The organism is Paenibacillus sp. VMFN-D1 (assembly GCF_003386155.1).
Lineage (GTDB): Bacteria > Bacillota > Bacilli > Paenibacillales > Paenibacillaceae > Paenibacillus_AQ > Paenibacillus_AQ favisporus.
Genome location: NZ_QRDU01000001.1, coordinates 3,161,010 through 3,181,296 on the forward strand (window position 1 = coordinate 3,161,010; position 20,287 = coordinate 3,181,296).

Consider the following 20,287-nt stretch of genomic DNA (forward strand, 5'->3'; position numbering starts at 1 on the left):
AAAATCACTCCTCTATAAAATTTAGGCTTTGACCGACGATGTGCGCAGGTCCAAATCTTGAACAATCTGCTTATGCTCCTTGTCGAGCTTATACAGCACCAGACAACCGATTTGCAGAATGGTGAGCAGGATCGGTCCCAGGTAGAACAGGACGCGGATCATATCGGTCGCCTGCGGCGTAACCGCATCGGGATCATATCCGGCGAAACCAAGTGCATAAGCGACAACGGAGCCGCCGACGGCAATGCCGAACTTGGTGGCGAAGCTGTAAGCCGAATACAGCATGCCTTCGGACCGGTGGCCGAACTTCCATTCATGGTAATCCACCGTATCGGCGAGCATGGAGAAGTTGGCCGGACTGTTAATGCCGATGCCTATGTTGGCAATAAAGAAAATGACGAGATACAGAAATGGCGGACTGCTCTCCAGGAAAAACAGCAATCCGTACAGCAGCACGGCGCCGGTCAAGGCCAAGATGCTGCCGTTACGCTTACCAAGCCTTCTGAGTACAAACGGGGCGAGTGCGCCTCCGGCAAAGTTGGCGACATTCGCGAGTGTCAGGTACAGCGGGATCATTTCGGGCTGGCCCAGAACGTACTGAACGAAATACACCAGCACGCCGAACACGACGCCGATCCGCAGAAACATGAAGAGGGAGTTCAGGGCGATCATCACCCAAGGCTGATTGCCAAACATATGCTTGGCCGATGTGAGCGTGTTAAACTCTTTGGTTTTCTCGGCGCTCTCCGAGAACCGTTCTTTACATTTGAGAAACACCACATAAAACATCACGACGGCGACGACTGTGAAAATGCCCATCGTAACCGGGAACCCCAAGCGGTCGTTCCCGCCGCCGATCCATTTCACCAGCGGGTTGGTGAGCGCCGATACCGCGATAGCCCCAATGGCCATCCCCATGATCCGGAAGCTGCTGAGCTGGTTTTTCTCCTCCGGATCCTTGGTCATCATCGGCATCAGTGCGCCGTAAGGAAGGTTGACGCCGGAATACAGGATCCCAAGAATCAGGTAGGTCAAATAGGCGTAGATCAGCTTCCCGCCTTCCGACCAATCCGGCGTAATGAACGTTAAGACGCTGAAGATCGCGAACGGGATCGTCAAAAAGAGAATGAACGGCCGCGCCTTGCCGAACCGGCTGCTGGTCTTGTCGATCATGACCCCGATCACCGGGTCGATCACCGCGTCAAGAATTCTTGTAATCAGAAACAAGGTGCCGATGGCCGTGGCGGCCAGGCCGTACACATTCGTGTAAAAGTAGAGCAGATAGCTTGTCGTCATCCCCCAGACGAAGTTGGACGCCAAATCTCCAAAGCCGTAACTGATTTTTTCGCTTAAGGACAGCTTTCCCGCCGCTTGAGCCATGTCTCATCACCACTTTTTGTGTTTTACAATGCGGTTTCTCGGTTTCCTATCCTGATGAACATGCTTGCTTTTCTTCCCCCGGGTGAATCCGGAAAGTCACCCTTCCTCCGGCAAAATGTAATGCGTTACATTTTAAGGTATGAAAAAGAGATATTGCCCTTGCTGGTTGGTTTTACTAAGCGGTACCTTTGATTCGCGCGAATCCGGATCCAGAAATGTAACGCATTACATTTCAGCGGTTTTAAAAAAACGGCTGCTTGGTAACCGTTTCTTTAAGCGATATTGTAAGCGATTTCTATGAAGAGCGCAACCCCCATTTTTCACCTGTCAGCGGGAGCGCTTTGCCGTCGACTCCCGGATGACGATTTCATGGGGCAGCAGGATCGTCTTGTTCTCGCCCGCTTCTCCGCGCAAGCTTTGCAGGAGCGCCTCCATCGCGGCACGGCCGAGATCATACTTGGGCTGGCGTACCGTCGTGATAGGCGGCCGGCTCATCAGCGATTCCACCGTATCGTCGAATCCGACGACGGCGACGTCATCCGGCACCGATTTGCCCAGCGATATCGCCCCGTTGACACAGCCGATGGCTGTAGCGTCGCTGGAGCAGAAAATGGCGGTCGGATGCTCCGCAGCTTGGAGCCATTCGACGGCAAGGTCGTACCCGTTCTGGTACTCGTAGTCGCTCTCCCTGATCCACTCCTGGCGCACCTTGATCCCCGCCGATTCCAGCGCTCGCCGGTACCCCTGCTCCCGGGCGGCGGAAGAACTCTTCGCGTTTCCCCCTTTAACCATGGCAATTCGCCGGTGACCCAAAGACAGGAGGTGGGACACCGCATCAAAGGCTGCCTGCTCATTATCGACCGAAACGCTGTAAGCGTGCTGCACCTGCTCATATTCCGAGCACTGCACGATGCTGTAATCTTTCGCCAGCTGATCCAGCTCCTCCGCGCTCAAGGTGGAGGCCACAATGATGACGCCGTCGACGATTTTTTTCTTGAGCATCTGCAGCAGCTCTTCTTCCTTATCATGGTCGTCCTCAGAGGCGCAGACCAGCACCTGGTATCCGTTCTTCTGAGCTACATCCTGTATGCCCTTATACACGTCCGCCATAATTGGAAAGACGAGGCTCGGAGTCAGCACCATAATGCGGCGCGTCTCCGCTCTTCTTAATTCCCTGCCGAGGGAATTGGGCTCATACTCCAGCGCTTTGATCGTTTCCATCACTTTCTTGCGCGTCGATTCCTTGACGAGGGGACTGTTGTTCAGCACCCGGGACACGGTCGCAACGGACACGCCGGCCGTCTTGGCCACGAACTGTATGGGTCTCATATAATAGGCCCCTCCTTTACACCGTACAATTGGGTTTATCTTTCATTTTATCATAGATTTCAAGGCCAATTCCAATTACATGGTTGGCTGAAGCTCCATATTTTCATAGAGAACGCCGTCCGCGGTATGCCCTTGATCAGCAGACCTGATGCCGAAATCAAACAGCTCGCCTGTGCCCAACTGGCAGATTCAGCCTTTTTCAATACTGCCATGCCATGTATAATGTATGAATACTAAAACATAAGGACGGACTGCTTATGCTGCAATCACTGAATGCCCGACTCAACCGAATCATGCCTTTGATTACGCCAGCCAGCATCGTCATCGGCGTCTTATGCGGAGGTTTGCTGTCTTCGTATACGTTCATGTCTCCCTGGCTGTTTGCTTTTATGACATTTGCCGGAAGCATCAGCTTAAGCTTCAAGGATTTTCTCAGTGTCATGAAAAGGCCGCTTCCGCTCTTTGCCTGCCTGCTGGTTTTGCATGTGATCATGCCGCTGATCGCCCTCGGCACGGGCAAGGTTCTATTCCCGCTCGACGCTTATACGATCACCGGGCTTGTGCTTGCCGCCGTCATCCCAACGGGGGTCAGCAGCTTCGTATGGGTAAGCCTGTACAAGGGCCATATCGCGCTGACATTGTCCATCATCCTGGTCGACACGCTGATCGCGCCTTTCGCCGTTCCCGGCATCCTGTCGCTGCTGATTGGAACGAGCGTTCATATGGACATCCTGCCGATGATCAGCAGCCTGTTCGGCATGATCGTAGTCCCTTCCCTGCTCGGCATGGCCTTGAACGAATGGAGCAAAGGCGCCATCGTTCCGGTCTGGGGACCGCGCCTCAATCCGTTCTCCAAACTGGCCATGGCGCTGGTCATCATGATCAACGGCTCCGTGGTCGCCCCCTATCTGTCCGACATCAGCCCCCGGCTGGTCGGCATCGCTGCGGTTATCGTCTTTTTGGCCGCGGCCGGGTACCTGCTGAGCTTTGCGATCTCCGCCCTGATGGGCTGGGGCGAGCCGGAGCAGGTCGCCCTCGTCTTCAACGGCGGGATGCGCAACATCAGCGCGGGCGCCGTCCTGGCCGTCTCCTATTTTCCCGCACCGGTCGCCGTTCCCGTCGTTCTGGGCATGGTCTTCCAGCAGATGATGGCGTCTCTGGTCGGACTCCTGCTTGGCCGCCGCACGCAGCTGCGCATCCGGCGGGAAGAATCGGGGAAAACGCAAACTCGCGCACTGTAAGCATCCTGCAGGAGGAGCACAACGATCCCGTGCAGTCATTCGACTGTACGGGATTTTTTTCGTTTTGGCAGGTTACCGCAACCTGAAACAACGAGCGCAACAGATGACTATTCGCTGCAGATCCACCCGTTCACGGCATAAAGCAGCAGATTCGAGCGTGCCGTCCAGACCCTCGTTTATATTCCTCATTTTATGTCATATGGGTGGTCGTTGTTGGTATCGCCTATATCGTTTTGACGACGCTAAAGGACGCCCACTTCATCCAAGTGAGCGTCCCGCTATCCTATATCTACATTGACTAGTCACCAAGTGATGTTCCTAGGAACGTCTTCTTCCTTCACCTTCGTATAGCTCTCTGTGTAAGCTCCTTTGGCCGATACCTTTAAATAAGTTCCCTCCGGAAGCTGTGTGCTTGATGTGAAAATAACCTTTTTCTTCTTGCCCTCCGAATTGTAGCCGGTGAGCTCATACTTATATCGGCCATTATCGTTCTCTGCCGGCTTATCGATCCGGACAAAGACGTCTTCCTGAGGGACCAGCGGATTGAACCGGTCCACGACGTCTCTGGCGGACATGACAAGAAACACCGCCAATATGATAATGATCAGCGCAGCTACCGCCCCGCCTTTTTTCATATCGATCGCTCCTTTGCGTTGTTGTTGGACCCTATCAAATGGTTTCAATGCATAGCTGACTTGACCAGCTTTCGGTAATAGCCGATCGTCAATGCACCAAAAGAGAAGTAAATCAAGGCGTACGCTCCCATCGCAATGGCCGATGGCAAGGCAATGCTTGAGAGCACCAGGACGGAAGCGGCCTTCACGGCAAAAATGGAATGCATAAGCCCGATGACAAGAGGAATTGCAAAGACAAACAGCTGCTTCCGGGCAACGCCCCTCATGATATCCTTCACGTCAAACCCAAGCTGCCTTAGCGTCACGAAGCTTCTCTTCTCCTCTTCCGCTTCCGCGATTTGTTTGAAGTACAGGATGCTGCCGGTGGAGACCAGAAAGACCAGCCCAAGGAAGCCCGAGATGAAAATGTACAATCCGAACGACTGAAGCGCAGCCCGATACTCCGAATAAAAGTCGGGCTTAAAGTCATCCTTCGCCACGTATTTCGCGTACAGTGCCGAAGCTTTGGCCTGCTGGGCATGATCCGGGAACCTGTACGTATCGAACGTAACCGTCTCGCCCTTGGTTAATGAGCCCTTCTTCTCCTTAAGCGCTTTGACGGTCGAGGCCGAAGTAACAATTTGAGCGCCGTAGACGTTGTAATTCATGGCGAACTTGTCCACGCTTTCCGTCAATCGTAAGACTTGACTCTTTCCATTGGTCTCCAGCACGATTTGCTTTGGTTCGTTCGAGTCGTCTTGGCTTCCGAGCGCGTTCAGCCGAGCCCGTCCGTCAAACAGCCAGGCTTCGCCTGCTCCGGGAACCGCGATATCCGCTCCGGCTGCCTTCAACTGCTCCGCCGGCAGAAAGAGGAGTCCCTGTGCACCGGTTTCCGCCGGATGCGCCGGGTCCCGGATTTCGCCGATCACCCGCAAGGCTTCCACCGGCGTACGAACAAAGGAGATTCCCGCTTTCTGCAGATCCCCGCGGAACGAAGCCGATGCCTGTTCATCATTTTCAAACACGACATCGTACGGCAGTGAGATCCGCGTATCGCTCCCGGCCGAATAATAAAGCGAGTAGGTCAAGGCGACCATCGTCAGCGTCATGGCGGACAGCACAGTGATCAGGGTCAGCGAATTGGCGTTACCCTTCATCCGGTGCATCAGCGGCGCCAGCGACAGACTGTTCGTCAAGCCAAGATGGCCGTTGCGTCCTTTCCGATACCGGTAAAATAACCAGCCGATCGTGATTCTGAACAGCAGATAGGTCCCTACAATCGTCGCCAGCAGCACCAGCAGCATGTTCAAGAACAGCATTTGGTTGACCATACGTCCTGACAGAACGTAGCCATAAACAATGAGGGCAATCCCTAGCACTGCTAAAAGGCCCGTCCGAAAGCCGCTCGGCTTCCGGGGATGCTCCGCTTGATTCCGGGCGTGAAACAGCTCGAGCAAGGTGCTGCGGTACACGCTGCGCACCATCTGGACTGAGGTGAGCAGCACGAGTGCGGCAAATACGACGATGGTCTGCACGACCGCAGTCATGGAGAACTTCAGTGCAACCATGCCGTCAAACCCCAGAATTTTCAGCAGGATCAGCAGGAAAATCCGGGATAAGGCGGCTCCGCAGAGGATGCCGAGCAGCAGCGCACCGACGCCAAGCAGCACGTTCTCAGTCATGAGGAAGCGCACCACTCCCTTACGGGTTAAACCGATCAATTGGTACAACCCGATCTCTTTACTGCGGCGTTTCAGGAAAATGCTGTTCGCATAGACCGTAAAGACCGCGACGATGGCGAGCAGCAGAATCCCGGCAACCTTGAAGGCCGTGGCAAAATGAACATCCGTTCCCGACATTCCCGCAATGGACGGGTCATGCTGCAGCGTTGCAAACACGAAATACAAGCTTGTGCTGAAAATGAGCGCAAAGAAATACAGATAGTCCTGCTTAACGTTTTTACGCATGCTGCGAATGACCAGCTCAAACAACGTCAACCGTGTCACCCCCGAGAACAGCCTGCACATCCATGATGTCCTTAAAAAAAGCCTGTCTTGATTTATCTCCGCGGTACAGCTCGGAGTAAATCCGGCCGTCCTTGAGGAACACGACGCGGCTGCAATAGCTTGAAGCTACCGGATCGTGGGTAACCATGACGATCGTGACCTGACGTTCCCGGTTGAGATCCGCAATGGTTTCAAGCAGCGCAGAAGCAGACTTCGAGTCGAGCGCTCCGGTCGGTTCATCGGCAAAGACCATCGCAGGGCGGTGGATCAAAGCGCGGGCGGCCGATGTCCGCTGCTTCTGCCCGCCGGAGATCTCATGCGGGTACTTACCGGCCAGGTCCCGGATGCCGAGAATGCCGGCGATGGCCTGATATTCGGCTTCCGCGTCCTTGAACTTCCGTTTGCCGAGGGAAACCGGCAGCAGGATGTTCTCCTTCACGGTCAGCGTATCGAGCAGGTTGTAATCCTGGAAGATGAACCCCAGCTTGTTGCGGCGAAAGGAAGACAGTTCGGCGTCTTTCATGCCGGACACGTCGGCGTCCTCGATGCGTACCGTTCCTTCGGTGGGACGGTCGATGGTCGCCAGAACGTTGAGCAGGGTCGTTTTCCCTGATCCGGACGGCCCCATGATGCCGACGAATTCGCCCTCGCACACGCGTAGGTCGATTCCTTTCAACACTTGCTGCGCACTGCCCTTGCTCCCGTATGACTTGCGCAAATCCTGGGCGTGCAGCATCGTTTTTGGCGAAAAAGTTGTATTCATATTGAACCTCCACTTCGGCTATGGCCTTATTGTACCCGTCCCTTGACCGGGTTGTCGCACGTTTTAGGTGACAAGGAGCGCCCCCGGCATGACAATTTCGTCACATTGAAACCCCTTCGTTCCTTTGCGGCATTGCTTATGCGCATCCATTTACGAACAAAAAGGCCGGGTTTTCCCCGGCCGGCCACCAAACTATTTACCTGTACCTTTCCTTCTGGACCTTCTCATACGCATTAGCTGCCGTAAAAATCAGGCGCATCGCGGTTCCTTTTCCGGGAGCGGATTCCGCCTCAAGGGTTACTCCGATCCGGTCTCCCACGACCCGCGCCAAATATAATCCAAGGCCCGTTGCGGCGTTGTGGAGCCTGCCATTGCCTCCGGTAAAGCCTTTGTCAAAAATCCGGGGCAGATCGTGTGCCGGAATGCCGGGTCCCTCATCTTTTATGACCAGCACGACGTTGCCTGCTGGCATTCTCTCCGAAGCAATCCAAATGGTGCCCCCTTCCGGGCTGTATTTTACGGCGTTAATCAGGATTTGGCGGATCATAAACCTGCACCACTTGCTGTCGGTGGTTACCTGCGCTTCGTCCCCCTCGAACTCGACTGCCAGGTTCTTGGCCATGCACCACGAGGCCAGTTCACGTACCTCTTTAGCCGCCAGCCGCTGAATCACCGTTTCTTCCGGAACGTAGTCCGATTCCAAAGAAGGCAGGCGCGTAATATACAGCTGCCGGTCAACAAGGAGGTGCAGGCGCAGCCATTCAGCTTCTAAGGTACGCATGACCGGATCCCGGGGATGCGCATCGATGGCCAGCTTCATGGCCGTCAGGGGTGCTTTCACTTCGTGGATCCATGAAGCCGTCATATCGTTTTGGACGAGCCATGTTTTTTTCAGATCGGAGATTTTTCGTTTATAATGCAGATCCGCCGCACGCAGCACGTCGTCGACGGTCTCGTCCCGTACATATTCAGGCCTGGGCAGCGCCTCCAGCCAATCATCCTGCATATCGCGGGCAAGCGCGTCAAGCTGCGAGGTATATTTCGTTTCTCTCAAGTAGCGCCAAATGAAGAACCCGATAAATGCCAGCAGGAACAGCAGGTTCAAATACACGAACGAGCTTCCCTGTATGGAAATTCCCCGATCCAGGAATATCAGCAGGTCGGTCACTCCCAGCAGCATCACAATGAAAAAAATCCAGCTGAGCATGCTCCGGACATAACGGATAAACACGCCTAAGTCCCGCCTCCTTCCAGCGTTACCGCCATATACCCGATCCCCTTTTTCGTGATGATCGCTCCATCCAGTTCAAGAAGGGCCAGCTTCTGACGCAGCCGGGTAATATTGGCCGTCAGTGTATTGTCATTGACGAAATGCTCGTCCTCCCAGAGCTTCCGGATCAGGTCTTGGCGGGTAACGATTTCATCTTTGGCTTCAACAAGAACCGTTAGGATGTAAAATTCGTTCTTTGTCAGCTCCGCCTCCCGGCCGTCCCTGCGGATCACCCCGCGTTTCAAATCGAGGAGCGCCCCATTCCACTCGATGACATCCATTGCCTCTTCTCCGTAGGCATAAGTACGGCGCAGAACGGCCTGGATTTTGGCCAGCAGCACGTCCATATGAAACGGCTTCTGGACATAATCGTCCGCTCCCATGTTCATAGCCATCACCATATCCATCGGATGATCCCTGGAAGAAAGAAACAGGATCGGCACCTTGGAGACCGCCCGAATCTCTCTGCACCAGTAAAAACCGTCATAACGGGGAAGCTGAATGTCAAGAATGACCAGGTGGGGCTGCTGCTTCAAAAAGTCTCCCATGACGTCGCCGAAATCACGGGGACCGGTGACCCGCAGCGACCATTTCTCCAGCCTCTGCCTTAATGCTTCAAATATGGAGGCGTCGTCCTCCACAATAAAAATGTTCATTTCCATACGATCAACACTCCGCATCACAAACCCTTCAGAATTACGTGTAGACCTTACCTTATCATTTCGATCATAAAGTGGTGTGTTTTAATATAAACATACAGCCTCTTTTTTGCAACCAGCCGTTTATCAGTCCTTGCCGCATCAAGGAATCAAGGAAGCCGGACAGCAATTCGGCGGGGGTATTTCCTGCGAGAGCAAGAAGACCGCGTCTATTATATCAAAAAAAGAAGCTCACCCTTGACGCGAAGGGTAAGCTTCTTCATGTTACTTGAATTTGATTTTGGTTTTGATTTTGCTCCCGCAGCCGCAAATGATCGTATGCTTCAAATTTTTGATCGGCTGGTGGCACATGGGGCATACACTTGGCTGAAGCATCATGCCGGATCACCCTCCCTTTCATTTGTTCGCACGCCTCGATCCATGCGGCTGCCGCCCTTAAGGGGCAAAACCGCTGCTGCCGCTTTACGCTTGGACGGTTAAGCCCAAACCTTCGGCAACGCGGGTTCCGTAATCCGGATCAGCTTTGTAGAAATGGGAGATCTGGCGCAGCTTAATTTCCTCCAGCTCTACCGGCTTCATCGCTTCCACGATGGTCCGGATGAGGCGGGCCTTCTCTTCTTCGCTCATCAAGCGGTACAGGTCCCCGGCTTGCGTATAGTGATCATCGTGATCGTACGCCGTTTGTGCAGCATAGCCGTCAACCTCGAACGGAGTGATCCGGGCATGCGGATCTTCCTTCGGTCCGTTGAAGCTGTTAGGTTCGTAATAGACCGATCCGCCGCCGTTCGTACCCGAATTCATGTATCCGTCGCGCTGATAGTTGTTGACCGGTACCTTCGGACGGTTGATCGGCAGCTGGTTGTGGTTCGCCCCTACACGGTAACGGTGCGCATCCGCATAGGCGAACAGGCGGCCCTGCAGCATTTTGTCCGGGGACGGTTCAACGCCCGGAACGAGGTTGCCCGGAGAGAACGTGGCCTGCTCCACTTCGGCAAAATAGTTTTCCGGATTCCGGTCGAGCACCATTTTCCCAACCTCGATTAACGGATAATCCTTCTGGGACCACGTCTTCGTCACGTCAAACGGATCGAACCGGTACGTGTTTGCGTCCTCCAGCGGCATGATCTGAACATACAGCGTCCAGGACGGATAGTCCCCTGCTTCGATCGCCTGCTGCAGGTCCTGAATATGGTAGTCGGGATTTTCACCTGCGAGCTTTGCCGCCAGATCCGGATCCAGGTTCTTCACGCCTTGGTCTGTTTTAAAATGGTACTTGATCCACACGGCTTCACCCTGCTCGTTGACCCATTTGAATGTATGGCTGCCGAAACCGTGCATATGACGCAGCGTCGCCGGAATGCCGCGGTCGCCCATCAGGTAAGTAACCTGGTGCAGCGATTCAGGGGATAAGGACCAGAAATCCCATACGGCGTTCGGATTTTTCAGGTGCGTTCTCGGATCGCGCTTTTGAGTATGGATAAAGTCCGGGAATTTGATCGCGTCGCGGATGAAAAAGATCGGCGTATTGTTGCCTACGATATCGTAGTTGCCTTCTTCAGTGTAGAACTTTACAGCAAATCCGCGCGGGTCGCGGACGGTGTCTGCGGAGCCCAGTTCTCCAGCAACGGTCGAAAACCGGATAAAGAGGTCGGTTCGTTTGCCCTTGTCATGGAACAGCTTCGCTTTGGTGTATTTAGACATGTCGTTGGTCACTTCGAAATAACCGTGCGCTCCGGCACCTTTCGCATGAACGACACGCTCAGGAACTCTCTCGCGATTAAAGTGGGCTAATTTCTCCAGCAGGTGAACATCTTGAATCAGGGTAGGACCGCGATGTCCGGCCGTAATGGAATTTTGGTTGTCCCCAACCGGGGCTCCCCAGCTCGTTGTCAGTTTATTGGAATCGGAATGATTTGTACTCATTAGCTCTCCACCTTTTTCGTAAAATGATCATCAAAAAACCTCATAAACAAATGATAACACTTATCAATTTAAAGTCAATATTTATTTAGAATAATTATAAATAATATTTTTAAAACCGTTTGAAGTGTTGGTCCGTCTGTACCACAGAGACAAAGAAAGGAGGGCTGCCCGCTTGGGCTCTCACGCAGAAATGAAAAAGGTTAGCATGGGACAAGCCGGATTAGAAACCGATGTTTATGACGCCATCATGGAGCACCGGGAAACGCTGCTGAACATCGCTTACAGCTATTTGCGCAATCGTCATGATGCCCTGGAGGCGCTGCAGGAAATGACGTGCAGGGCATGGGTCAAACGCTCGACGCTGAAAGACGGCAGGGCGCTGAAGGCTTGGCTCATCCGCATTCTCATTTATGTATGCATCGATGAGCAGCGGCGCAGGAAGCGGGCCGTTCCTACCGTGGATGAGCAGCTTGAGGAGATTAGCCAGCCTCATGATGCATTCAAAGTATTCAACCACGATAAGGTCGCCATGGGTCCCCTGCTGGAAAAGGTGAAGCCGAAATACCGCCATGTGCTGATCCTGAAATACTACAACGACCTGACGCTCACGGAAATCGCCGCGGTTCTCGGCAAACCGGAAGGCACAGTCAAAACGTGGCAGCATAAGGGGCTTGGCCAGCTCCGCAAATGGATGAAGAATCGGAGGGATTGGGAATGAACACGAACCCTGAAGAACAAGCCCTGCTTACCGACGCGGCGCAGCTCCGGCGGGAAAGGATGCAAATCGGCGACCCGGAAGCTACCGAGGCGATCCGGCGCGGGTTCGCGAATAGATCAGCTTCGCGGAAGCGGCGTTTTCTGCCCTATGCCGTCGCTGCAGTGGTGATGGCCGTGCTGCTGGGTGCCGGATGGTGGCAAGGCGGCCCGATCGGCATTCCTGCACCGCATACGGCGAAGGATATGAGTTGGGGCGCATTGGAAAGGTACAGGGCCCTATCCACCAAAGACGTGGACCATGTGACACTCGAATCCGCAGTACGCAACGATTACATCCAAATCGTCAACAAGTCGGTTTCCTCCGGTCCTTACCAAATTACCCTGGACGCCGTCACGGCTGATGAAAACAAGATCATGCTGTTGTACACCGCCACAGCAGAGTCCGGTCAGGAGATCTACAAGGTAAACAGCGCAAAAGTGACCGACTCAAATTCCGGCAAGCTCCTGAATTCCAAATTTCAGATCGGCAACGGCGACGGTCGCAGCTGGTCCGGTCAAAGCACGGTGATGCTTGACCGCAGCCAGCCTTTTCCGAGCCGCGTTGAGGTCGATTTTCAGGTGGCCTCCGTAAATTCCGGAAAACTGGGCGACCCGAAAACCGGGACGGTCGCTGCGGATTTCCGTTATTCCGACCGTATGAAAATTGAAGTTGATTTAGAACCAAAATTTGAAAAGGCGCCGACCTTTGTTATGCAGCCCGATCGTTCTATCAGCATCGATGGCCATAAGGTTGTTCTCTCCAAGGTGGAAATGTCTCCGTTGTTGACGCGTGCCACCTTCGTGATCGATAACGGCAGCGAATTGGATTTCAAAACCAAGCAATCCATCTGGGATAAACTCCGTTACATGACCATCGTCTCCACTAACAGAAATGGAAGGGCCGTGCAGCTGAATCCGGTTGCCGGAAACGGGACCGACGAGGGCTTCCAGCAAATATTCAGCAGCAGCATGCTCGACAAACCCCGCTCGCTTGTGCTGAAGATGTACATCGATTCGGACACAGGTGCCCCCAAACCGCTAAAGGATCTGCCCGTCGTTGAACTGAAAATCAAATGAGCGCTGTAATGAAAAGGAAAAAACCGCGATTATATCGCGGTTTTTTTGCCTTAAGCTTTATGATCCGGCTCGGCCATCGGGATCTTCATCTACTCATCGCCTGACCAAACTTGACGTGAAGAAACGACGGTTTCTCCAGACTGAATCGCCTGCTGTATGAGCATGTCTAAATAATGATCCTGCGAAGCATCCGAGAGACTGTAGAAACTCGGCCCGCCCGCAGCGTAGACAGCCATTTGCTGCAGGCAGCGCACCGGCCCTGATCATTGACAATCCGCCGATAGTCAGAAGAAAGAACCGGCCGTTGGCCGGTTCTTCCCCGATGAGGATGGAACTATTTTTTCTTGTGTACCTGTCATCATTGTTCCCGGAAGAATTCCAAACTCAGTATGATTGATTTATTCCGCCTGATACCGATCATAAGCCGCCTGATACACGGACATGTACTGGTCCAGTCCCATTTTCTTCAAGTTATTAACGTACCCGTCCCACTGATCGAAAGACGCGGAGCCGTTAATGAATTTTGCTTCCATTTCCGCGGTGTAATCCTCGATGTCCTTGCCGATGGAAGACATGACCTCCGTCTCCTCCGGCGTATAGTTAAAGTTATACAGGATGTTCTTCACCGCGTAAGGCTTGGCTTTTTCGGCCGCGGCCATGGAATTCGGGAGCGTCTCCGACCCTTTGAAATACTTCTCCGTCACGAAGCCCGGATAGCTTCCACCCAGCCAGGTGAAGTATTTGGCCAATGCCTGGTCCTGCGTCAGCCCGTCCGGATTGTTCGTGATTTCGTCCACGTATTTCAAATTGCCGCTCGCGTCACTGGTATACGTCTCCCCCTCCTTGCCCATGAAATACAGCTTGGCGCCTTCATCGCTGTAGAAGTAATCCATCCAGCGGATCGTAGCTTCCGGATACGGATCTTTATTGGTAATGGCAAAAGCGCCGACATGCACCATCGGAACTTTGACATGGGCATACAGCTGGTCACCATGCGGCCCTTTCAAGGCCCCGAGTCCCGTAAATTCCTTACGCCCCATCACGGTTTCAGGATTCGGCACCACTGTTGAACCAAGCAGACCGGCTTGACCCTTGGCGTTCAAGGCGCTGCCCTCGATTGTAAATATTTCGGGATCGATCAGCCCCTCCTTATAGAGCTTGCTTATAAACTGCAGCACCTCTTTGTACTGCGGCAGGGTTTTGATAAAGCGAAGCTTACCTGTATCGGGGTCCACATCCACCAGCTTATGCCCAAGGCCGCTTGTACCGAGCCCCCAGGCCCCTTTCATATGATCGATCAGTGACGTGACGCCGCCCGCGCTGAACGGAATCTCGTCATGCTTGCCGTTCCCGTTCAGGTCCGTCGCCTTGACCGCCTGCAGGTACTTGTAAAATTCCTCGTTCGTCTGCGGTTCCTCCATCCCCAGCTTCTTCAGCCAATCCTGGTTGATCCACAGCGGCGTGCCGATCAGCATGGAGAGAAGATCCGGGTCATAGAAGGACGGAAGCGAATAAATGTTGCCGTCCGGCATCGTCAGCCCTTTGCGGATGTCCGGATATTTCTCCATCAGCTTTTTGAAATTGGGCGCATATTTATCGATCAGGTCGTTTAACGGGATGAAGACGCCCTGCTGCCCATACCGGGCGAGCTCAGCCGATCCGACGCGCGCCGAATAAAAGACGTCCGGATAGTCGCCTCCCGCCAGCGCCAGGTTCCTTTTCTCGGTCAGCGTTTCAAACGGCACCAGATTGAACTTCACCTGGACATTCGACATTTGGCTGTACGTTTTCCAAATCAGCGTATCTTCAAATTTGCTGCCGTTAGTCGGCGACTTGCCTGTGAAAAAGGTCAGCTCAATCGGTTCCTTCACGATCGGCATGCCCGTTTCGTTCAGATTCGCCAGCTTGTCGGTCTTGTTCTCCGCTTCCCCTTCCGACGCACTGCCGCTGCATCCGCTCAGCAAACCCGCAGCCATCACGAGCGACAGCGTGAGCGGTCCCCATTTGCCCCTCATCTTACGAAGCCGTTTTTGCTTTCCCATACTCCATCTCCTCCGTTAACATTTAAGATTTGAACCTGATCAGCCCTTAATCGCACCAACCATGACACCTTTGACGAAATACTTTTGCAGAAAAGGGTAAAGAATGAGCATCGGCAGATTCGTGACAATGACCGCCGCATATTTGATCGCCTCGGCATCCATCAGACTGCGGGCCAGCGTATCATCGCTGATATCGACCATCTCCTGCATCTGGTTCTGTACCAGAATCTCGCGCAGAAACAGCTGCATCGGATACAAATCCCGGTCCGACAAATAGAGCAGCGCGCTGAAGTAAGCATTCCAATGTCCGACCGCGTAGAACAGCACCATGACAGCGAGTACGGGTCCCGACAGGGGCAGTACGACTTTGAGCAAAATTTTAATATTGGAGCATCCATCCATGAAAGCCGCTTCTTGAACTTCCTTGGGGATGGAGGATTGAAAAAACGTGCGCATGATCAGAATGTTCCATACCGAGACGGCGGACGGAATAATCATGGCCCAGAACGTATTGAGCAGCCCGAGGCTTTTGATCAGCAGGTATGTCGGAATCATGCCGCCGCCAAAAAACATCGTAAACACGATCAGGAACGTAAAGAAGTGCCTGCCTTTAAAGTCCGCGCGGGACAGCGGATACGCCCCGGCCACGGTCATCACCACATTGAGCGCGGTTCCGACAACCGTATACATGACCGTGTTCATAAAGCCACGAAGCAGCTCCTTGTTCCCAAACAGGCGTTCATAACCAATGAGCGAGAACCCTTTGGGCCACAGCCATACTTCTCCCCGTATCACCGACCCGGGATTGCTGACCGATGCGATCAGCACGAAGAACAGCGGATACAGAACGATCAGGGTGACAACCCCTAACAGAACATAGATGCCTATTCCCGTAATCCGTTCGGACCTGGTCTCCAGCATGGATGACCCTCCTTCCGTTGTCTAGTCAAGATTACCATAGGCTGCTTCCGCCCATTTTGCACGCGATCCGGTTTACGGTCAGGAGCAGCACGAAATTGACGACGGCATTGAACAGCCCCACGGCGGCGGAATAGCTGTACTGCGCCCCCAAAATGCCGCTGCGGTATACGTTGGTGGCAATGACGTCTGACGCTTCCATATTGAGCGAATTTTGCATCAGGAACACCTTTTCAAAACCGACGCCCAAGATCGATCCGATGTTCAAAATGAGCAGAACGACGATCGTCGGCGCGATGCCCGGCAAATTGATGTGCCACATCCGTTTGAGCCGGCCGGCACCATCCACCTTGGCCGCTTCATGAAGCTGAGGGTCAATCCCGGACAAGGCGGCCAAATAAATGATCGAGCTCCAGCCCATGCTCTGCCACACGCCTGACCAGACATAGATGCTCTTGAACCATGACGGCTCGGTCAGAAAAGCAACCGGCTGTCCGCCAAGCCATACGATAACCGCATTGACGAGCCCGCTGACTGGAGACAGAAACATCATCAGCATGCCGACCACAACCACAGTCGATAAAAAATGCGGGGCATAAGTCACCGTCTGGACGAATCGCCGGAACTTGGATGAACGCACCTCATGCAGCAGGAGCGCCAGCACGATCGGAACCGGAAAACCCGCAATCAACTCATACACCCCGATGCCGAGCGTGTTCCACAGAATGCGCGCAAAATAAAAGCTGTCAAAAAAGCGTTCGATATGCTTGAGCCCGACCCAAGGACTCCCCGTGATGCCTTTCGAGGCGATGTAATCCTTGAATGCGATCTGCACGCCGTACATGGGAATATAGTGGAAGACGATAAAGTAACCCAGAACCGGGGCAATCAACAAATACAGCTGCCAATTCCGGAGCCATGCCGCCGCCCGGCTGCTCCCTCGTCCGTTTTTCTCGTACATGCTGCGGCCCTTGCCGGCCATCTTGTTCACCGCCGTTTGGCTGTCCACAACGAATTTCCCTCCCCCTTGATCTTCTGTGCAAGATTCATGCCCCATGCTGGACGCCATCTGACACGAATGCATCATGACACAGCTTTGCCGCGCGCCGCTATGGACAATTTTCAAGATGCTTACCCATCTCTCAACTCTTCTAACTTGCAGTCCGGAAATCATGAATAATCAAACTAAATCATAAAATTTGCATATACAATTTTTACGTTCTCTTAACATCCGCGTCCAATCGGCTTAATAGTGAGCCGTTACATTAATGGGATAGGTATCGATGCCAAAATGGTTTGAAAGGAGCTTAAGCGGTGATGATTAGCTGGATCAAGGAACGCAGGCGCTCGCTGTTCGTCCAGATTTTCGTTAGTTTTCTTGCGCTGATCCTGCTGTTTGGCGGGGTTTATACGGCCATTTACCATATGTTTAAAGGAACGCTTCAGGAAGAAATCATCCAGTCGAACCAAAGTGATCTGCGCGACGCGGCGGGCCGCTTCACCAATCAGCTCCAGCGTCTGCAGGTGCTGCTGTACGATCTGTACAACCAGGAGGACTTGATCGGCTTTAACAGCCAGCTTCACAGCGCCGAGAGCCAAAACATCGATTATCTCAAAGCCCGAAGCGTGATTCTCCAAATGAGAAGGGATGTATACAACCCCCTCTTTTACCTGGAAGACGTCATTATTTATTTTGACGGAAAAGATTTTGCCCTCAGCAAATCCGGAAGCAGCAGCGCTTCCTACCTGTTCAGCCATCTGTATGCCAGCTCCGCGTACCCGCAGCATTTCTGGCAGGCCGCCTCCGATCCGTCTGATCCGCAGACGTTCCGGCTGCTGCCGGCTTCGCCGTTTCACGTCAATGTCACGGTGCCGGATGCCAAGCAGCTCCTGCCTTATGTGTACCAGCCGCCTGGCGGACGATATCAGGTGATCGCACTGATTAATATTGAGAAAGCGGCAAGTTCGTTTTTCGGCAACACCCAGAACCGGACGGTAGGTATCATGGACCCGGAGGGAAAACTGCTGTATCAGCATGGGAAAATCAGCATGGATACGCTGCCTGAATTCAAGCCGGGACAGCTGCAGATGCTCATTGACGATACCTACTACTTCAAAACATCGTCGGACCAAGGGCTGACCTATATTACGGCGGTCCCCTACAAGCATGTCTCCTCGCAGTTCAGCCGGGTGACAGGGACCGTACTGGTCATCTTCATGCTGACGCTCGCTGTTTCTGTAGGCGTTTCCATCCTCCTCAGCCGCAAGCTGCATACGCCCGTCAAGCGCATGCTGTCCGCCATGCTGGACAATAAACCCTTTGATGCAGCCCCTGCACCCTTGCGGAAGGGCGCGGTGGAATATGATCTGATCGCGGAGAGGATCCACGAGCTGCAGCGGGACAAAAACGAAATCCGGGCCAAGCTCCAACAACAGCGGTCTGTACTGACCAGCTATTCCTATATCAGCCGCCTTAAAAACATCAACACGGATATCAACGAATGGAAGGACTTCCTGACGGCGGACGAACGCTATGTCGTGGTGCTGTATCACATCCGGTTCCGCTTGTCGCATACGGCAGATCTGCCTGTGCACGCCGATACAGCCGTCAGGCACCTGCTGGACCATATTCATATCCTGACGACCGGGCGATTCGAAGGCTCCCATACGTTCCAGCTGGAGAAAAATGAAATTATATCTATTATTAAGGGAGCATCCTCAAGCTCAACTTATCCCTTTCTGGAAGAGATCCGCAGTATGCTGGAGGCGGAGAAGGACCAGATTCTGGTCAGCATTGCCGTCAGCGGCGATATCCACCAGGTATCGGAGTTCAGCCGGGCTTACCATGAGCTGCGGTCGTGGACGGCCCAGGCCAAATTGGTCGAGGAGGCCCAGCTGATTACCGGCAGCCGCTCCCTTCCCGCTTCCGTATCCCTAAGCCCGGCTCAGGAGCGCGAATTCACCGCTTCCCTGCAATCGGGCCAGGACGCCCGCTGCCTGCAGCTGATCGACCAGGCGCTGGACTTCATGCTGCGGAAGGAAGCCGGCATCGGCCAATTCCGCTTCTTCGCCGATTCCATCGCCTCGCGGGTGATCTACTTCGTGGAAGCCGCCCAGGTGGAACCAACGAAGATTCAGTCGCTGAAGCAGTGGACCCGCGGGCTGCAGGAATGCCAGTGCGTGAACGATTACCGACAAGTCTTCCGCCAGCTGCTCGAAGCGTCCTGCTCCCTGCTGCGTTCCAAGTGGGATGCGCGGGAAGAGCCGCTGATCTCCAGGCTGCTGAAGGTCATGCAGACCCAGTACGCAGAGGATTTATCCCTGGATTACCTGTCGGCAAAATTCAATCTGACGAGCACCTATTTATCTGCCTATATCAAAGACAAGACCGGCTTGAATTTCAGCGACCATATGCAGGGCATCCGGATGGAAAAGGCGCGCGAGCTGCTCGCCTGCACCAGCCTGACCGTCAATGAAATCAGCCAGCAGGTCGGGTACCTCAATATCACCTCTTTCAACCGGACCTTTAAAAAGGTGACCGGCATCACGCCGGGTGCCTACCGCAAAAGGCATTGGCTTCAGAGCACCAGCCAAAGCGGTTAGCGGAACCTGGATGCGGCGCTCCGCTCTTTTCGCATGTTGCCCCAACACAAAAAACAGCCAATTGCCGGTTATATACAGGCGAATGGCTGTTTTTTTCTTGATTTTACATATCGCGGAAAACCTGAATATAAATCTGCTCAAATCAAATATCCTGTGTACACTGATGTTTCTGCGACTAAACGCTAGACCCCGATACCCTGAACGACCAGCAGGCCCGGCAGCAGGTTAAGCACGGTTGCGCTGACAACAACCATTTTCCGCCTGGGGCTGAGGTCGATCGGGTCAAAAACCAGCGGCAGCAGCCACTTCAGGGAGATGAACAACCAGGCCGCTTGAATCACGCCAAGCACGACGAGCCTCATCCCGAGCCGCCTGGCCGTTTCCGGTGCCATTCCGGACGAAAAGGCTAACTGGCCCGTCATCCGGAAACTTTCAAACGAAATCAGGAAGATGACAAAAACGATGCCGAGGGTGGAACATATCTTAAGCACATCGGTTCGGGTCTGCTTCCCTTTCGCAAGCGTGGAGAGCCGCGCTCCCTGAAATCCGATCAAAAAAAAGACGGTGCCTATGATCAGGGCAGAACCTGTAAAGCAGGCCAACATCAGGTTTGCCGCCATGCTCAGCAATTCGAGTATCCATAACATGATAAGATCCGCCTTAGGTTCATTGTGCTAATTATATCCTAAAGCATAGCACTCCGTAT

Annotated in this window: 16 protein-coding genes; 4 read left to right on the top strand and 12 right to left on the bottom strand. The window is 53.6% G+C overall.

Going from position 1 to position 20,287, the window contains the following annotated elements; genetic code table 11:
- Nucleotides 1–21: 21 nt before the first annotated feature.
- Nucleotides 22–1,380, bottom strand: a complete 1,359-nt coding sequence (locus tag C7820_RS14520; RefSeq protein WP_116231472.1) for an MFS transporter — start codon at nt 1,378–1,380, stop codon at nt 22–24.
- A 327-nt stretch (nt 1,381–1,707) separates the two neighbouring features.
- Nucleotides 1,708–2,709, bottom strand: coding sequence for a LacI family DNA-binding transcriptional regulator (locus C7820_RS14525; RefSeq protein ID WP_116231473.1), 1,002 nt, complete (start codon nt 2,707–2,709; stop codon nt 1,708–1,710).
- A 257-nt stretch (nt 2,710–2,966) separates the two neighbouring features.
- Here C7820_RS14525 and C7820_RS14530 point away from each other — a divergent pair, with 257 nt between their 5' ends.
- Entirely contained in the window at nt 2,967–3,950 is a 984-nt protein-coding gene (locus tag C7820_RS14530) for a bile acid:sodium symporter family protein (RefSeq protein ID WP_116231474.1), read from the top strand.
- A gap of 302 nt (nt 3,951–4,252) precedes the next feature.
- On the opposite strand, the gene C7820_RS14535 is transcribed toward C7820_RS14530, so the two are convergent.
- The 6 genes from C7820_RS14535 to katA form a co-directional block, all read right to left on the bottom strand.
- Entirely contained in the window at nt 4,253–4,585 is a 333-nt protein-coding gene (locus C7820_RS14535) for a YxeA family protein (protein WP_116231475.1), read from the bottom strand.
- Between the two features lie 44 nt (nt 4,586–4,629).
- On the bottom strand, nt 4,630–6,561 hold the full coding sequence (locus C7820_RS14540) for an ABC transporter permease (RefSeq protein WP_116231476.1): 1,932 nt from the start codon (nt 6,559–6,561) through the stop codon (nt 4,630–4,632).
- A complete protein-coding gene (locus C7820_RS14545) occupies nt 6,548–7,333 on the bottom strand; it encodes an ABC transporter ATP-binding protein (RefSeq protein ID WP_116231477.1) in 786 nt (261 codons plus the stop codon). The genes C7820_RS14540 and C7820_RS14545 overlap by 14 nt, the downstream gene beginning before the upstream one ends.
- 196 nt (nt 7,334–7,529) lie before the next feature.
- The gene (locus C7820_RS14550; protein WP_258875238.1) at nt 7,530–8,564 is read right to left on the bottom strand and encodes a sensor histidine kinase; all 1,035 of its coding nucleotides are present in this window, start codon (nt 8,562–8,564) and stop codon (nt 7,530–7,532) included.
- Between the two features lie 2 nt (nt 8,565–8,566).
- Nucleotides 8,567–9,265 carry a response regulator transcription factor gene (locus tag C7820_RS14555; RefSeq protein ID WP_116231478.1) on the bottom strand — a complete coding sequence of 233 codons (699 nt, stop codon included), beginning with the start codon at nt 9,263–9,265 and terminating at the stop codon, nt 8,567–8,569.
- Nucleotides 9,266–9,724: 459 nt separating this feature from the next.
- The gene (gene katA, locus C7820_RS14560) at nt 9,725–11,185 is read right to left on the bottom strand and encodes a catalase KatA (protein ID WP_116231479.1); all 1,461 of its coding nucleotides are present in this window, start codon (nt 11,183–11,185) and stop codon (nt 9,725–9,727) included.
- 172 nt (nt 11,186–11,357) lie between these two features.
- Here katA and C7820_RS14565 point away from each other — a divergent pair, with 172 nt between their 5' ends.
- Together C7820_RS14565 and C7820_RS14570 are read left to right on the top strand one after the other, a co-directional pair.
- The gene (locus C7820_RS14565) at nt 11,358–11,903 is read left to right on the top strand and encodes a sigma-70 family RNA polymerase sigma factor (protein WP_251674148.1); all 546 of its coding nucleotides are present in this window, start codon (nt 11,358–11,360) and stop codon (nt 11,901–11,903) included.
- Complete coding sequence (locus tag C7820_RS14570) at nt 11,900–13,018, top strand: DUF4179 domain-containing protein (protein ID WP_181909034.1); 1,119 nt, start codon at nt 11,900–11,902, stop codon at nt 13,016–13,018. Before C7820_RS14565 ends, C7820_RS14570 begins: the two co-directional genes overlap by 4 nt.
- Before the next feature lie 398 nt (nt 13,019–13,416).
- Here C7820_RS14570 and C7820_RS14580 read toward each other — a convergent pair whose 3' ends face one another.
- From C7820_RS14580 to C7820_RS14590, 3 genes are read right to left on the bottom strand one after another with little or no spacing between them, the layout of a single operon-like run.
- Entirely contained in the window at nt 13,417–15,060 is a 1,644-nt protein-coding gene (locus C7820_RS14580; protein WP_258875239.1) for a type 2 periplasmic-binding domain-containing protein, read from the bottom strand.
- A 39-nt stretch (nt 15,061–15,099) separates the two neighbouring features.
- Complete coding sequence (locus tag C7820_RS14585) at nt 15,100–15,981, bottom strand: carbohydrate ABC transporter permease (RefSeq protein WP_116231481.1); 882 nt, start codon at nt 15,979–15,981, stop codon at nt 15,100–15,102.
- A 31-nt stretch (nt 15,982–16,012) separates the two neighbouring features.
- The gene (locus tag C7820_RS14590; RefSeq protein ID WP_258875264.1) at nt 16,013–16,939 is read right to left on the bottom strand and encodes an ABC transporter permease; all 927 of its coding nucleotides are present in this window, start codon (nt 16,937–16,939) and stop codon (nt 16,013–16,015) included.
- 356 nt (nt 16,940–17,295) lie between these two features.
- Between C7820_RS14590 and C7820_RS14595 the strand changes: the two genes are divergently transcribed.
- On the top strand, nt 17,296–19,581 hold the full coding sequence (locus C7820_RS14595) for a helix-turn-helix domain-containing protein (protein ID WP_258875265.1): 2,286 nt from the start codon (nt 17,296–17,298) through the stop codon (nt 19,579–19,581).
- Between the two features lie 182 nt (nt 19,582–19,763).
- On the opposite strand, the gene C7820_RS14600 is transcribed toward C7820_RS14595, so the two are convergent.
- Nucleotides 19,764–20,228: a hypothetical protein gene (locus C7820_RS14600; protein WP_116231482.1), complete on the bottom strand. Its 465-nt coding sequence runs from the start codon at nt 20,226–20,228 to the stop codon at nt 19,764–19,766.
- Between the last annotated feature and the right edge of the window lie 59 nt (nt 20,229–20,287).